14 protein-coding genes are annotated in these 15,171 nt (G+C 68.3%); 10 read left to right on the top strand and 4 right to left on the bottom strand.

Annotation, left to right across the window (positions count from 1 at the left end; genetic code table 11):
- Positions 1–621: 621 nt before the first annotated feature.
- A complete protein-coding gene (locus tag AC07PA_RS23790; RefSeq protein WP_494605835.1) occupies positions 622–1,716 on the bottom strand; it encodes an IS5 family transposase in 1,095 nt (364 codons plus the stop codon).
- Between the two features lie 215 nt (positions 1,717–1,931).
- Between AC07PA_RS23790 and AC07PA_RS23785 the strand changes: the two genes are divergently transcribed.
- The 4 genes from AC07PA_RS23785 to AC07PA_RS23770 all read left to right on the top strand — a co-directional run bounded on the left by AC07PA_RS23785 (position 1,932) and on the right by AC07PA_RS23770 (position 6,073).
- Positions 1,932–2,342, top strand: coding sequence for an FKBP-type peptidyl-prolyl cis-trans isomerase (locus AC07PA_RS23785; protein ID WP_007862023.1), 411 nt, complete (start codon positions 1,932–1,934; stop codon positions 2,340–2,342).
- Between the two features lie 45 nt (positions 2,343–2,387).
- Positions 2,388–3,428, top strand: coding sequence for a MerR family transcriptional regulator (locus AC07PA_RS23780; RefSeq protein WP_494605837.1), 1,041 nt, complete (start codon positions 2,388–2,390; stop codon positions 3,426–3,428).
- A 64-nt stretch (positions 3,429–3,492) separates the two neighbouring features.
- Positions 3,493–4,764 carry an acyltransferase family protein gene (locus AC07PA_RS23775; protein ID WP_494605839.1) on the top strand — a complete coding sequence of 424 codons (1,272 nt, stop codon included), beginning with the start codon at positions 3,493–3,495 and terminating at the stop codon, positions 4,762–4,764.
- Entirely contained in the window at positions 4,754–6,073 is a 1,320-nt protein-coding gene (locus AC07PA_RS23770) for an MFS transporter (RefSeq protein ID WP_494605841.1), read from the top strand. Before AC07PA_RS23775 ends, AC07PA_RS23770 begins: the two co-directional genes overlap by 11 nt.
- A gap of 128 nt (positions 6,074–6,201) precedes the next feature.
- Here AC07PA_RS23770 and AC07PA_RS23765 read toward each other — a convergent pair whose 3' ends face one another.
- Positions 6,202–6,864 (bottom strand): NAD(P)H-dependent oxidoreductase, encoded by a 663-nt coding sequence (locus AC07PA_RS23765; RefSeq protein WP_494605843.1) that lies wholly within the window; start codon positions 6,862–6,864, stop codon positions 6,202–6,204.
- A 234-nt stretch (positions 6,865–7,098) separates the two neighbouring features.
- Between AC07PA_RS23765 and AC07PA_RS23760 the strand changes: the two genes are divergently transcribed.
- The gene (locus tag AC07PA_RS23760) at positions 7,099–9,282 is read left to right on the top strand and encodes a PAS domain-containing hybrid sensor histidine kinase/response regulator (RefSeq protein WP_494605845.1); all 2,184 of its coding nucleotides are present in this window, start codon (positions 7,099–7,101) and stop codon (positions 9,280–9,282) included.
- Entirely contained in the window at positions 9,269–9,931 is a 663-nt protein-coding gene (locus tag AC07PA_RS23755; RefSeq protein ID WP_494605847.1) for an RluA family pseudouridine synthase, read from the top strand. Before AC07PA_RS23760 ends, AC07PA_RS23755 begins: the two co-directional genes overlap by 14 nt.
- On the opposite strand, the gene AC07PA_RS23750 is transcribed toward AC07PA_RS23755, so the two are convergent.
- Positions 9,928–10,824 carry an EamA family transporter gene (locus tag AC07PA_RS23750; RefSeq protein ID WP_007850657.1) on the bottom strand — a complete coding sequence of 299 codons (897 nt, stop codon included), beginning with the start codon at positions 10,822–10,824 and terminating at the stop codon, positions 9,928–9,930. The genes AC07PA_RS23755 and AC07PA_RS23750 overlap by 4 nt on opposite strands.
- A gap of 69 nt (positions 10,825–10,893) precedes the next feature.
- Here AC07PA_RS23750 and AC07PA_RS23745 point away from each other — a divergent pair, with 69 nt between their 5' ends.
- From AC07PA_RS23745 to AC07PA_RS23730, 4 genes are all read left to right on the top strand, one after another.
- Positions 10,894–11,436: a MarR family winged helix-turn-helix transcriptional regulator gene (locus AC07PA_RS23745; protein WP_007850659.1), complete on the top strand. Its 543-nt coding sequence runs from the start codon at positions 10,894–10,896 to the stop codon at positions 11,434–11,436.
- A gap of 4 nt (positions 11,437–11,440) precedes the next feature.
- Positions 11,441–12,214, top strand: coding sequence for an SDR family NAD(P)-dependent oxidoreductase (locus AC07PA_RS23740; protein WP_494605850.1), 774 nt, complete (start codon positions 11,441–11,443; stop codon positions 12,212–12,214).
- Between the two features lie 34 nt (positions 12,215–12,248).
- Entirely contained in the window at positions 12,249–13,433 is a 1,185-nt protein-coding gene (bktB, locus tag AC07PA_RS23735; protein ID WP_494605852.1) for a beta-ketothiolase BktB, read from the top strand.
- 168 nt (positions 13,434–13,601) lie between these two features.
- A complete protein-coding gene (locus tag AC07PA_RS23730) occupies positions 13,602–14,585 on the top strand; it encodes a tripartite tricarboxylate transporter substrate binding protein (protein WP_007850666.1) in 984 nt (327 codons plus the stop codon).
- Between the two features lie 67 nt (positions 14,586–14,652).
- On the opposite strand, the gene AC07PA_RS23725 is transcribed toward AC07PA_RS23730, so the two are convergent.
- Positions 14,653–15,090, bottom strand: coding sequence for a universal stress protein (locus AC07PA_RS23725; RefSeq protein WP_007850667.1), 438 nt, complete (start codon positions 15,088–15,090; stop codon positions 14,653–14,655).
- Between the last annotated feature and the right edge of the window lie 81 nt (positions 15,091–15,171).

The raw sequence follows: 15,171 nt of genomic DNA, 5'->3' as shown, positions 1-15,171 counted from the left end.
GCGGTATGGAAAAGCGGACAGGCGTTCGATCCGGCCAAGATCGGGTGTCAATCAGGTTGACGCGAACCATAGAACCTCGGTCCTGGGGTGACGCCGAAGAACTCCCTGCGCTGCCTCTGCGAGGCAGCTCCGGTCAAACAGCTTCGGCGAGCCAGATGACGATGCGCGTGTCCTGCGGCACGCGCTCACCCCAGGCCCTGCGCTTCTCGGCACGGTCAGAAGGGGGGGGAACGGGGTCCATACGGGCCATTGCTTCGCTCGGCCTGTGGTCCTTCGCTGCGCTCGGCTCGCCAGGGCGATCGCGTCCCAACCGTCGGCAGCGCGCAGCGCGAACCGACCCCAGGCGCAGCTGCAAAGCAGCAGCCGGGTGGTACCCGCTCCCCACCCTTTCTGGCTGCGCCGAGAAGCGCAGGGCCTGGGGTGGGCGTGTGTGCCGCAGGACACACACGCTTCGTGATCTGACTCGTCGCAGCTGTTTGAGCGGAGTTCGAAGAACGCAGCGAGTTCTGCGACGCCACCCCAGGACCGAGCATCGCAGGCTGCCCGCAGCGAAGCGAAGGGACGCAGACAGCGGGGTCGCCTTTTCTTTGCCTACTTTCTTTTGGAGGGTGTAGAAGAAATCTATTTCAACCGCCCCAACAGCATCCGAGCCTGCGCAAGCCATACCCATGCCGCGGCATAGAACGGCTTGCGGTCGTGGTGCATCACCAGCCTGCGATTGCGCTCCAGCCACGCATGGGTGCGCTCCACCACCCAGCGCTTCTTGGCAATGGCAACCGGCTGCTCGTCGCTCCACAGAGACTGCTGGGCATCGTCCCATCGATGTCCAGCACTGTGGCGCACGATGCGTACCTGCACCTGATGCGCCTTCTCGATCTGCTGGGCGCATTGCCCAGCGTAGGCACTGTCTGCCCACACGGTCTTGACCGAGCCGTTCGTGCGTTTGCATGCCTGGGCTATCGCCTGGGTCGCTGCTGCCCGATCTGGCACAGCGGCGCTGGTGATCACCACAGCAAGCAACAGGCCCAGCGTGTCCACTACCAGATGGCGCTTGCGCCCCTGCACCTTCTTGCCTGCATCGAAGCCCAGCTCCCCGCCCTGTGGGCTGCCCCGATTGGACTGCGAGTCGATGACGGCTTCGCTGGGCTGGGCTGCGCGCTCCAGGCGCTGGCGCCACTGTTGGCGCAAGCGCTCTTGCAGCGCCTCGAACTTGCCTTGGCGGGCCCACACCACGAAGGCCTTCTGAACGGATTGCCAGGGCGGGTAGATCTGGGCAGGCAGGTTGCGCCAGGACGAGCCGGTGCGCAGCACGTAGCAGCACGCATCGACGATGCTGCGCCGCGAGTAGGTGGCAGGCCTGCCGCGCGAGCCAGGTTCTGGCTCGAACAAGTCCTGGGCCAGCGCCCATTCGGCGTCGGTCAGGGCTCCTGCAATGCCTTGCGAGCGGCTGGGCCGATGCTGGGCGTTGTAGCCGTAGCGCTTGACGGGCTGCTGGGTTTGCGCACGCGAGAGCTGGGCTTTGGGCCGCGTCCGTTGCAAGCCAGCAGCCTTCAGGGCCGCCCGCATGGTCACGGTGCTGGGGGCATTGCGCCCCATGCGATCTGCCCAGGCCAGCGCCAACTCGGACAGGGTAGCTTGAGGGTTGACTCGAACCACCTCGCGCAGGGCAGCATACTCGCTGGGAGGGATCACGGGTGGCCGGCCTGTCCTTGCCATTGCATTGCTCCTGGTAAGTCAATGCGGCAGGATCATAATTTATTTGTTCTACACCCTCTTGGCGACGCAAAAGAAAGTAGGTGCGCCGCCGGGCGCACATCCCGGCCTCCGCCCTCGGAAAAGAAACAGCAGCAACCACCGACACAACAGAGAACGGACACCCACAAGAACACGACTAAGATCGCGCCTGTCTGAAATATTCGAAGGAGAACCCCTTGCGCCATACCCTGTGCCTGCTGCTCGCCAGCCTCGTGATCGCCCCCGCCGCCCTGGCCCAGCAAGCCGCCAAGCCCGTCACCACCGCCAGCGGCCTGGTGTATGAATCGCTCAAGGACGGCACCGGCGAATCGCCCAAGGCCACCGACACCGTCAAGGTGCACTACAAGGGCACCTTCCTCGATGGCAAGGAGTTCGACAGCTCCTACAAGCGCGGCGAACCCACCTCGTTCCCGCTGAACCGCGTGATCCCCTGCTGGACCGAAGGCGTGCAGCGCATGAAGCCCGGCGGCAAGGCCAAGCTGACCTGCCCACCCGCCATCGCCTACGGTGCCAACGGTGCCGGCGGCGTGATCCCGCCCAACGCCACGCTGAACTTCGAGATCGAACTGATTTCCGTCGGCAAGTAACAAGAACCCACCGGCGCGCGGGCCACTTTCATCCATTCCTTGCACATGCTGCTGAAAGTCGGGGAACTGGCCCGCCGCACCGGCCTCACGGTGCGCACCCTGCACCATTACGACGAGATCGGCCTGCTCGCGCCCTCCGGCCGCTCCGAGGCCGGCTACCGGCTGTACAGCCAGGCCGACGTGCAGCGCCTGCATGGCATCCAGACCATGCGCCAGATGGGCCTGGCGCTCAGCGACATCGGCGAGCTGCTGGCTGGCGAGGGCATGGCCCCCGAGCGCATCATCGGCCAGCAGATCCGTGCGCTGGACCAGCAGATCACGCAGGCCACCGAGCTGCGCGCGCGCCTGACCATGCTGCGCGACGGCCTGATGGCCGGAGCCGAGCCCGACATGGGCAACTGGCTTGAAGCGCTGGCGCTGATGACGACCTACGGCAAGTACTTCAGCTCCGCCGAGCTCAAGCAGATCTTCACCAACTGGAGCCTGATCGAGGCCGACTGGCTGGTGGTCAAGGACCTGGTGCGCAATGCGATGGACCGCCAGCAGCCCCCTGACAGCCCCGAGGTCCAGGCCCTGGCCTACCGCTGGATGGCGCTGATGCTGCACTGGATGGGTGGCGACCTGGACCTGCTGGACCGCTGGGGCCACATGTTCCGCACCGAGCCCAGCACCCAGGGACGCAACCACGCGCCGCCGGGCGACATGATCGAGTTCGTCGAAACCGCGATCAAGATGCGCATGGCCCTGCTCGAGAAGTACCTGACCCGCGAAGACCTGCGCCGGCTCGGGCATGTGCCGCACACGCAATGGGAACAACTGGAGCGGGACGTGCAGCGCTTGCTGGCCGACGGCGTGCCCGCCGACCAGCCCGAGGCGGTTGCGGCGGCCCTGCGCTGGGATGCCCTGTTCGGGCAGTTGACCAGCCACGACCCCGTGCTGCGCGAGAAACTGCTCACGGCATCGGCGCAGGAACCGCTGCTGCGCGCCGGTTCCCCGCTGAGCCAGGCGGTGCGCCACTACCTGCTGGAGGTGCTGGCGCAGGCGGCCCTGGCAGAGCAGGCATCCGGCCGGCCCAAAAAGCGTTGAAAAATGCTTGACCCTCACGCAACGTGAGGGCCCACAGTCGGACCCCAGAGCTTCTGGACCGACCATGACACCCGCTGACGACAACGCCCCCGCCGACCGCTTGCACGCCCTGGACAACCTGCGCGCCACCATGATGTGGCTGGGCATCGTCCTGCACGTCGCGGTGATCCACCTGGTCTCTCCATCGCCCCTGCCCTGGCACGACGACCGCTCGACCCCGGTGGCGGACCTGCTCATGGCGTTCATCCACGCGTTCCGCATGCCGGTGTTCTTCATCCTCGCGGGCTTCTTCGTGGCCTTGCTGGTGCAGCGCCGGGGAGCCCCCGGCATGCTGCGCCACCGCATGCGCCGGCTGGCGCTGCCCTTCGCCGTGTTCTGGCCGCTGCTGTACGCCGCCTGCGCGGTGCTGGCCTTGCTGTTCCTGCACCGCATGGCGCACGGAACCTGGGGGCTGGACAAGGGCCTGCTGCAGCCACGCCCCGGTGTGTCCCAGGGGCTTTCCACCATGCACCTGTGGTTCCTGTGGCTGCTGCTGTGGTTCTGCGTCCTTTCCGTGCCCCTGCACTGGGCCCTGGTCCGGCTACCGGACCGGGTGCACGCCGCCCTGGCGGCATGCGTCAGCCACCTGGGCGAATCGCCCTGGGGAGCCTTGGTGCTGGCGCTGCCCCTGGCCTGGCTGGGCAGCCGCTACCCCAACGGAATCCTGACACCGAGTGGCGCCTTCCTGCCCCCGCTGGCCGAATGGCTGCACAACGGCTTGTTCTTCGCGTTCGGCACCGGCGCGTACCTGCTGCGCGAACGCCTGTTCGCGCACTGGCAGAGGCACTGGCCGCTGTATGCAGCGGCAGGTGGCGTCTGCTTTCTGCTGACGGGCATCCTCATGGAAACGCTGGCACACCCGGAGGCCTCGGCCTTCGCCCTGTTCCTGGCCACGGGCGTGCTGGCCGAGGTCGCCACGCAACCGGGCGCTGTCCCGCAAGCCCTGCTGTTCGCCATTGCACTGGTCTACAACACCGCGTCCTGGCTGTGGAGCTTTGCGCTGATCGGCATCTTCCTGCGCCATGTGCGGGGCCGCCATGCGTGGCTGGCCTGGCTGGCCGACAGCTCCTACTGGGTGTACCTGGTGCACCTGCCCCTGACCATCGCCTTTGGCGCGCTGCTGTACGGCCTGCCCCTGCCCGCGCTGGCCAAGATGCTGATCAACATCAGCGCCACCACCGCCGTGTGCCTGGCGAGCTACCACTTTCTTGTCCGTTCCAGGGCCGTCGGCGCGCTCCTCAATGGACGCCGCCACCGCTCCCACCCTTCTTCCGGAGAACCCACCCATGCGCACTGACACGAACCCGAACGCCGACCCGCGCGCCGCGCTATGGCGCGACGCCAATTTCCGCTGGCTCACCAGCGGCTCGGCCCTGACCATGCTGGGTGACCAGTTCACCCTGATCGCCCTGCCCTGGCTGGTGCTGCAGATGACCGGCGACACGCTGGTGCTGGGCACCGTGCTGGCACTCATGAGCGTGCCGCGCGCGCTGTTCATCCTGATCGGCGGCGCGCTGGTGGACCGCTACTCCCCCAAGCAGGTGCTGATGCTGACCAAGTACATCAACCTGGTATTGCTGGCGCTGCTCAGCGGCCTGGTGCTCACGGGCACGCTCACGCTGTGGATGGTGTATGTGCTGTCGCTGGCGATCGGCCTGTCCACGGCCTTCAGCATCCCTGCGGGCACGGCGATGATGCCCCACGTGGTGCCGCGCGCCCAGCTGCAGGCGGCCAACGGCATCAGCCTGGGCCTGCGCCAGCTCACCATGTTCCTCGGCCCCCTGCTCGCGGGCCTGCTGATCGCGCTGTTCGGCGACGGCAGCGCGGGCACCGGCGCGGACGCCCGGGCCAATGCGACGGGCATCGGCATGGCCTTCGCGCTCGATGCCCTGAGCTTCGGCATCTCGGCCTGGACCCTTGCCAAGGTGCGCACGCTGGCGGCAGCCGCGCCAGCTGCCGGCACAGCGGCACCGCAGGCCGTGCTGGCCTCGGTGGCGCAGGGCCTGGCGCATTTCTGGCGCGATGCCGAGTTGCGCACCTGCTTCCTCTACTGGAGTGCCATCGCCCTGTTCATCATGGGCCCGATCCACATCGCCGTGCCGGTGCTGGCCAGCAGCACGCCCACGCTGGGCGCGGCCGCTTTCGGCACCATGCTGGGCGCCCACGGCGCAGGCACGCTGGCGGGCATGGTGGCCTCGGGCATGTTCCCGCGGCTGCGTGTGGGCAGCCTGGGGCTGACCATCCTGGTCTTCGATGCCGTCATCGGCCTCTTGTTCATCCCCATGGGCATGATCGACGCCACATGGCAGGGCGCTGGCTTGATGCTGGCCATCGGCCTGCTGGGTGGTTTCATGCAGGTGCGCGTGTTCACCTGGATCCAGCAGCGCGTGCCACCCATGCTGATCGGCCGGGCGATGAGCCTGTTCATGTTCATCTTCATGGGCCTGGCACCGATCTCGGCGGCCGTGACGGGCTGGCTCATGAAGAGCATCACGCTGGCCCAGCTGTTTGCCGCCAGTGGCGGCGCCCTGGTGGTGCTGGTGGCCCTGGCCTTCGTGCTCACGCCGCTGCGCCAGGTCACGGATGCGCCCAGTGCGGTGCGCTGACCTGCGCAGCAACGCAAAAAACCGCCCGGCACCTGGGGTGTCGGGCGGAACGTCTCAGAGACGGCGGAGGAGAGAGAGATGCAGCAACCGCGCCCGGTCGGCCCGCGCGGGCCAGCCGGGGCGTTTCATCACACTTCGGTGACGAACTGTTCGCGTGGGCGGCGCACCTTCTTGAGGTTCACCAGCCAGTCGCCTTCGCTGGCGCGGTAGCCCAGGGGCAGGATGGCGACGCTGCGCAGGCCGCGGGCGTTCAGGTCCAGGATCTCGTCCAGGGCCTTGGGATCGAAGCCTTCCATGGGCGTCGAGTCCACGCCTTCGAAGGCGGCGGCCATCAGGGCGGCGCTCAGGCCGATGTAGGCCTGGCGGGCGGCGTGCTGGAAGTTCACTTCCGCATCGCGCTGGGGGTACATGCCCAGCAGCATCTGGCGGTAGTTTTCCCAGCCTTCGTTCTTGAAGCCGCGCTGCTCGTTGGTCAGGTCGAACATCATGTTGATGCGCTCGGCCGTGTAGTTGTCCCAGGCGGCGAACACCAGCAGGTGCGAGCCGTCGGTGATCTGTGCCTGGTTCCAGGCGATGGGCTGGATGCGGGCACGCACGGCGGGGTCGGTCACGACGATGATCTCGAACGGCTGCAGACCGCTGGAGGTGGGCGCCAGGCGCGCAGCCTCCAGGATGCGCTCGACCTTGTCGGCCGGCACGCTCTTGGCGGCGTCCATCTTCTTGGCGGCATAGCGCCATTGCAGCTTGTCGAGCAGCGGGTTGGCGACGGTGGTGTGGTCGGCTGTGGTCATGGACAGTGTTCCTGAAGTATCTTGGTTGGGTGGACGGCATCGCAATGCCGATGGATGAACTGTAGAGAACGGGAATGGGTTCGGTAAGGTGCGGCGGGGAAAAGGATTGTTCGGATTCGGTCAACAATCGCCCCATCCATGCGCGGTATGGGGACTCCAGGGAGGCTTACACTTGTTTTTCCCTCCCACCTCCCCCTCTTCGCGCGGTGCTGCCTTGCTGATCGCCCCCTGTCCATGAGTGAACCGGACCTGTCTTTCCTGGACCCCTCCCGGCGTTCGCCTGCATCCAGTGCAACGGCGGACGATGCGGTCGCGGCCAGCGACGGCACGGCAAGCACTGCGGGCAGCCCCGCCGAGGGCCTGGTGGCCGAGTTGCGCGCCTACCAGGCAGAGCTCGAGAGCCAGAACAAGGTGCTGCGCTACAGCCAGGCCGTTGCCGAGAGCGCCTCGGAACGCTTCGAAACCCTGTTCGCCAGCATGCCGCTGGCGCTGATGGTGATCGACGAGCACGACATGGTGGTGCAGGCCAACTCCATGGCGCACCGCTCGTTCCAGCCCACCGAGCGCGACCGCCCCCTCACGTCCCTGATGCCCTTCGTGAGTGCAGCCGACGTGGACCGGGTACACAATGCCTTCGCCCAGGCCGAGAACCTGGGGCGCAGCGAAGTGAACGAGGTGGTTTTCGACATCGGCGGGGAGCTGCGCATCAAGGGCGATCTGCACATCGCCCACATCGAGGCGCCCCAGGCCGGCGGCGGCCCCCCCGTGTCGCAGTACCTGTGCGCGGTGATCGACCAGGGTCCGCTGCTCACCGAGCGGCGCGCGCTGCAGCACAGCGCGCAGGCCCTGCAGCAGCGCAACCAGCAGCTGTACGCCAGCGAGAAGCGGCTGGAGGCGGTGATCAATTCCGCCCTGGACGCCATCATCTGCGTCGACCAGCACCAGCGCATCACCGTGTTCAATCCCACGGCGGCGGCATTGTTCCAGTGCAGCGCCAGCGATGCGCTGGGCAGCCCGCTCGAACGATTCCTGCCCGGTGCGACGCAGGGCCTGACCTTCGCGCAGCTCACCACGCAGGCCATGCTGGGCGAGATGACGGCGCTCACGGCCGGCGGCAAGGAGCTCGCGGTGGAGGTGAGCGTCTCGTTCGAGCGCCATGCCGAGGGCGAGACCACCACCGTGTTCGCGCGCGACCTGACAGGCCGCAAGAAGGCGGAGGCGCACCGCAGCGAGCTGGAGGCGCAACTGCGCGAATCGCACAAGATGCAGGCCGTGGGCACCATGGCCGGGGGCATCGCGCACGACTTCAACAACATCCTTGGCGCCATCCTGGGCAACGTGGAGCTGGCCAAGGCCGACAGCGCCCCGGGCTCGCCCGCGCTGGAGAGCCTGCGCGAGATCGACAAGGCCGGGCGCCGCGCGCGCGACCTGGTGCGCCAGATCCTGACCTTCAGCCGCAACGAGCCGCCCAAGCGCACGGCCGTGCCGCTGGTGGAGGTGGTGCACGACACCGAACGCCTGCTGCGCGTGACCCTGCCCCCGGCCATCGAGCTGCACATGCAACTGCAGCTGGACCTGCCGCCGGTGCTGGCCGATGCCACGCAGGTCGAGCAGGCCCTGCTCAACCTGTGCACCAATGCCATCCACGCCATCGGCGCCGCGCGCGGCAGCATCCATGTGGAAGCCGCCGCCGTGCAACCCGACCAGCGCCTGAGCGAGCGCCTGGGCCTGGCTGACGGCCACTACGTGGCCCTAGCCGTGCGCGACAACGGGCCTGGCATCGAGGCGGCCACGCTGCAGCGCATCTTCGAGCCCTTCTTCACCACCAAGCCCGTGGGCCAGGGCACGGGCTTGGGCCTGGCCGTGGTGCATGGCGTGATGCGCACGCACGAAGGCGCGGTCGATGTGAGCAGCATCCCGGGCCACGGCAGCCGCTTCACGCTGTACTTTCCGGTGGCACCGGGCAGCACCGAGGCAGCGCCGGCACTGGTACCGCCCCCCGCACCCGCTCCGCTGGCCACGGCGCAGGTCGACCAGCGCAAGCCCCATGTGATGTACGTGGACGACGACCAGGCCCTGGTCTTCCTGGTGCAGCGGTTGCTGCGCCGCCGTGGCTACGAGGTGAGCGGCTACACCGACCCGCACGAAGCCAGCGCCGCATTGCGGGCCGACCCACAGCGCTACGACCTGCTGGTGACCGACTACAACATGCCCGGCTTCGTCGGTACCGACCTGGTGCGCGAGGCGCGCCAGATACGCCCGGACCTGCCGGTGGCCCTGGCATCCGGCTATGTGACCACCGAGATCGAGCAGGCCGCCATGGCCGAAGGCGCGAGCGCCCTGATCCACAAACCCAACGATGTGGAGGAACTGGTGGCCACGGTGCACCGGCTCATCCACGGCCATGGCGCTGCCTGACGAGTCCCTGCCCGTGCAGGCACTGCACGAGGACGCGGACATCCTGGTGCTGTACAAGCCCGCAGGCCTGCTGTGCGTGCCCGGCCGCGGGCCGGACAAGCAGGACTGCCTGAGCGCCCGCGCACAGCAGCGCTGGCCCGGCGCACTCATCGTGCACCGGCTGGACCAGGCCACCTCGGGCCTGGTGCTCATGGCGCGGCACATCGACGCCCAGCGCCGCCTGGGCCTGGCGTTCGAGCAGCGCCAGGTGCACAAACGCTACGTGGCGGTGGTGCAAGGACACATGGGGCTGGTCGATGGCGGCACCTGGGCCGATATCGACCTGCCCATTGCCGCCGACTGGGAGCGCCGCCCGCTGCGCGTGATCGACGCGACGGCGGGCAAGCCCAGCCTCACGCGCTGGCGTGCCAATGCCCACGACGCGGCAGCCCACACTACGCGGTTGCTGCTCGAACCCGTGACCGGCCGCACCCACCAGCTGCGCGTGCACCTGGCCGCCGTGGGCCATGCCATCCTGGGCGATGCGCTGTACGCCGATGCCGCCACGCAGGCGCGTGCACCGCGCCTGCTGCTGCACGCGAGCGAGCTGGCGCTGGCACATCCCGCCACCGGGGAGCCGCTGCAGTTCCATCTGGCGCCAGACTTTTAAGCGGCGCGTTCAGCCTGCCGCGCCATGGCCCATTGCACGGCCAGGATGCTGGCCAGCACCACCACCACCCCCACCAGCGAGGTGCCGCGCAAGGACTGGCCCAGCAGCGCCCAGCCGAGCAGCACCGCCGCCACAGGGCTCAGCAGGCCCAGGGACGACACGGCCACCGAGGGCAGCCGCGCCACGCCGCGGAACCACAGCGCATAGGCCAGCAGCGCGCCCGCAATGCTCAGGTAGGCATAGCCACCCACCTGCACGGCCGTGAGGGCGGGCAGCGGCGGGTCCACCGCCCAGGCCACGGGCAACAGCATGGCGCCGCCAGCCAGCAGTTGCCAGCCCGTGAAGGCCAGCACCGGTAGGCCGCCGGACTGCCAGCGCCGCGCGAAAAAGGTGCCAAAGGCCATGCACACCGTGCCTGCCAGCGCGGCCGCCACGCCTACCATGTCCCATGCGGCGCCGGGGGACAGCAGCAGCGCCGCCATGCCCGCCACGCCGAGCGCCCCGGCCGCCATGGCCAGGGCGGGTGGGCGCCGGTGGTCCACAGCCCAGGTCAGCGCCATCATGAGCAGGGGCCCGATGGCCCCCACCACCGCCGCCACGCCGCCCGGCAGCCGGTAGGCAGCCACGAACAGCAGCGCCTGGAAGACGCCGATGTTGAGCGCCGCCAGCAACAGCAGGCGCGCCCAGCCGCGCCCATCGCCCCAGGCCGGTGCCTGGCGGCACCACAGCACCAGCAGCAGGCCGGCGGGCAGCGTGCGCAGCAGCGCGGCCGTGAAGGGCCGGTCCGGCGGCAGCAGCTCGGTGGTGACGATGTAGGTGGAGCCCCAGATGGCGGGCGCCAGCGCCGTCAGCAAAACATCGCCCCAGGCGACGCGGGAAGTTGTCTCGGTCATGATTTTATCTTCAATTCAAGATAAATCACTGTACCATAAAATCTTGAAATCAAGACAACCTGCACCACCATGCCCGCACCCTCCGCCCCGCCCGACGCCGTGGATGCCATCCTGGCCCAATGGCACCGCGAGCGCCCCGACCTGGACGTCAGCCCCATGGGCCCCATCGGCCGCATCAAGCGCTGCGCGGCCCTGCTGCAGCGCCGGCTCGACGAAACCTTTGAGGAGTTCGGCCTGAGCTTCTGGGAATTCGACATGCTGGCCACGCTGCGCCGCTCGGGCGCGCCCTATTGCCTGGCACCGACCACGCTGTTCTCCACGCTGATGGTCACCTCGGGCACCATGACGCACCGCATGAACAAGCTCGAAGCCAGCGGCTTCGTGGCGCGCCTGCCCAACCCCGAGGACGCACGCAGCATGCTGGTGCAGCTCACGCCCGCAGGGCTGGCGCTGATCGACCGGGCGGTGCAGGCCCATGTGGCCAACGAGCATCGCATCCTCGCCCCCCTGAAGGCCGCCGACCTGGCGGTGCTCGACGCCAAGCTGGCCGTGCTGCTGGCCGCCCTGGAAGCCCCGCCTGCGCCGCAGGCCCGGCATGGCGCAGTACGATAAGGGGATGTCCCAAACCCAACACCTCTTCATCCTCACCGGCGCCTCGCGCGGCATGGGCCTGGCCATGGCCGAGCAGCTGCTGCAAAGCCCCGGCAACACCCTCGTCTGCCTGGCGCGCAACACCCAGGACGCGCTGACCGCCGCCGCCAAGGCCTCTGGCGCCACACTCGAACAATGGCAGCAGGACCTCTCGCAAGGTGAGCAGGCCGCCGCCCGCCTCAAGGCCTGGCTCGCCGCGCAGGCCCCGGGCCGGTTTGCCAGCGCCACGCTGATCAACAACGCGGGCACCATCCCACGCATCGCCCCGCTGTCGGAGAGCGATGCCGCCGACCTGGCCAACGCCCTGCGCGTGGGCCTGGAGTCGCCCATGCAGCTCACGGCCGCCTTCCTGCACGCCACCGAGGGCTGGACCGCCACGGCGCGCAAGGTGCTCAACATCTCCTCGGGCCTGGGCCGCAAGGCCATGGCCTCGCAGGCCGCCTACTGCGCGGCCAAGGCCGGCATGGACCACTTCACGCGCTGCGTGGCGCTGGACGAAGCCCACAAGCCCCATGGCGCCAAGGTATGCTCGCTGGCACCGGGCGTGATCGACACCGACATGCAGGTGCAGTTGCGCGGCGCCGCCCCCGAGGCGTTTCCGGACCGCGAGAATTTCGCCAACCTCAAGACGGGTGGCCAGCTCACATCGCCCGCCGAGGCCGCCACCCGCGTCCTCGCCTGGCTGGATCGCGCGGACTTCGGCACCAACCCGGTCGCCGACGTAAGAGACGCTCAATAAAACCAACAGACCTCCCTCCAGAAAGGACACTCCCATGACCCGTGAAGTCGTCGTCGTCAGCGCAGTGCGCACCGCCATCGGTACCTTTGGCGGCAGCCTCAAGGACATCCCGCCCACCGAGCTGGGCGCCCTCGTGGTGCGCGAATCGCTCGCCCGCGCCAACGTGGAAGGCAAGGACGTGGGCCACGTGGTGTTCGGCCACGTGGTGAACACCGAGCCCAAGGACATGTACCTCTCGCGCGTGGCGGCCATCAACGGCGGCTGCAGCGAGAACACCCCGGCCTACAACGTGAACCGCCTGTGCGGCTCGGGCCTGCAGGCCATCGTGAGCGCCAGCCAGTCCATCCTGCTGGGCGACACCGACGTGGCCATCGGCGCAGGTGCCGAGAACATGAGCCGCGCCCCGTTCGCCAGCCTGAATATGCGCTGGGGCGCCCGCATGGGCGACACCAAGATGGTGGACATGATGATCGGTGCGCTGCACGACCCCTTCCACAACATCCACATGGGTGTGACGGCCGAGAACATCGCCGCCAAGTGGGGCATCAGCCGCGAAGACCAGGACCAGCTGGCCGTGGAAAGCCACAACCGCGCCGAGCGCGCCACCGAAGCCGGCCTGTTCAAGGACCAGATCGTGCCCGTCACTCTGAAAAGCAAGAAGGGCGACGTGCAGTACGCGACCGACGAGCACTTCCGCCCTGGCGCAACCCTTGCGGACATGGCCAAGCTCAAGCCCGTGTTCCTCAAGGAGAACGGCACGGTGACGGCTGGCAACGCCTCGGGCATCAACGACGCCGCCGCCGCCGTGGTGCTGATGGAAGCCGGTGCCGCCAGGGCGCGCGGCGCCAAGCCCCTGGCGCGCCTGGTGGCCTACGCCCATGCCGGCGTGGACCCGAAGTACATGGGCATCGGCCCGGTGCCGGCCACGCAGCTGGCGCTCAAGAAGGCCGGCCTCACGGTGGCCGACCTGGACGTGATCGAGGCCAACGAGGCCTTTGCCGCCCAGGCCTGCGCGGTGACCAAGGACCTGGGCCTGGACCCGGCCAAGGTCAACCCCAATGGCTCGGGCATCTCGCTGGGCCACCCGATCGGCGCCACGGGCGCGCTGATCACCGTGAAGGCGCTGCACGAGCTGCAGCGCGTGCAGGGCCGCTATGCGCTGGTGACCATGTGCATCGGTGGCGGCCAGGGCATTGCCGCGATCTTCGAGCGCATCTGATACCCGGGGGGCTGCCATCGCCACCGGCGATGCTGCCACCCCGCATTGGCAAGGCAGCACCCGCGCCGGATCAGCGATCATGGCGAGGTGCTGGCCCAGATCAGCAGAGTGGAGCGTGCGCCCAAGCGACCGCGCCCAACCATTGAACCGACGGAGACATCTTTCACCATGATTCGCACCCTGATTTCCTTCAGTGCGCTGGCCCTCGCCCTGGGCGCCACCGCCCATGCCCAGGCGCCCGCCCCCGCTGCCGGCTACCCCAACAAGCCCATCCGCCTGATCGTGCCCTTCCCGCCGGGCGGCGGCACCGACATCCTGTCGCGCCTGGTGGCCACCAAGCTCACCGAAAGCGCCAAGTGGACCGTGGTCGCCGACAACAAGGCGGGTGCGGGCGGCACCATCGGCATCGGTGAGGCCGTGAAGGCCGCGCCCACAGGCTACGACATCGTGATGGGCCAGAAGGACAACCTGGTCATCGGCCCCTGGCTGTACAAGAACCTGCCCTGGGACCCCACCAAGGACCTGACCGCCGTGGCCCACGTAGCCTACACGCCCGTGGTCATCGCCACCAGCGCCAACTCCAAGTACAAGACCCTGGCCGATGTGATCGCCGCCGCCAAGGCGGCGCCCGGCACCGTCACCTACGGCTCGCCCGGCAACGGCACCTCCATCCACCTGGCAGGCGACCTGTTCGAGAAGGCCGCGGGCGTGAAGCTCAGCCACATCCCGTACAAGGGATCCAACCCCGCGCTCATGGATGCATTGGCCGGCAACGTGGACCTGCTGATGTCCTCCGTGCCCTCGGCCATGGGCCAGATCAAGTCGGGCAAGCTGCGCCCCCTGGCCGTGACCTCGGCCAAGCGCAGTTCCTCCATGCCCGACGTGCCCACCGTGGCCGAATCGGGCTTCAAGGGCTTCGACGTGAGCACCTGGTACGGCGTGTTCGCCCCCGCCGGCACACCGGCCAGCGTGGTCACGGCCCTGAACGCCGAGATCAACAAGCTCCTGGCCACCGAGGACATGAAGGCCGCCATCCACGCCCAGGGCGCCGAGCCCGAAGCCATGTCGGCCGCACAACTCAACGCCCTGCTCAAGGCCGACTACACCAAGTGGAAGGGCATCGTGGAAGCCTCGGGCGCGAAGATCGAATAAGCGCTTTTGCCGCACCCATGAAAAATGGCTCCCGAGGGAGCCATTTTTTTTGTCAGGCGCCGAAGGCTCAGGTCCGCACCACCAGCACGGGCACGTGAACGGCACCCAGCACGCGCTGGGTCACGCTGCCCAGCACCAGCTTCTCCAGGCCGCGGCGACCGTGCGATCCCATCACGACCAGATCGGCGCCGGTGCTCAGCACGGCGCTCAAGATGCCATCGTGCACGGTATGGCCTTCACCCACCACGGTGCTGACCTGCACGCCGGCGGCCGCGAGCTCGGTGCGCGCCTTCTCCAGCGCGGCATTGGCTTCTGCCGTGGCGGCGCTCAGGTACTGCGCCTGGCCATAGGCAAAATCGGCGCCCACGCCCGTGAACGGATAGGGATCGACCACGTACAAGGCGGTCACGTCGCTGCCAAAGGTCTTGGCCAGGCCTGCCGCCTTGGCCACTGCCAGCGAGGCAATGTCGGAACCGTCGATGGGAACCAGAATGTGCTTGAACATGGTGTCTTCTCCTTGCATTGAATGCACCCTCGGTGGTGTCCGCAACCAGCTGTCCGCTGGCCCTGGGCGCCGCCTTTGGTG

The sequence above is a fragment of the Acidovorax sp. GW821-FHT09B03 genome (assembly GCF_059418305.1).
This window is presented reverse-complemented; position numbering and strand designations above follow the sequence as displayed.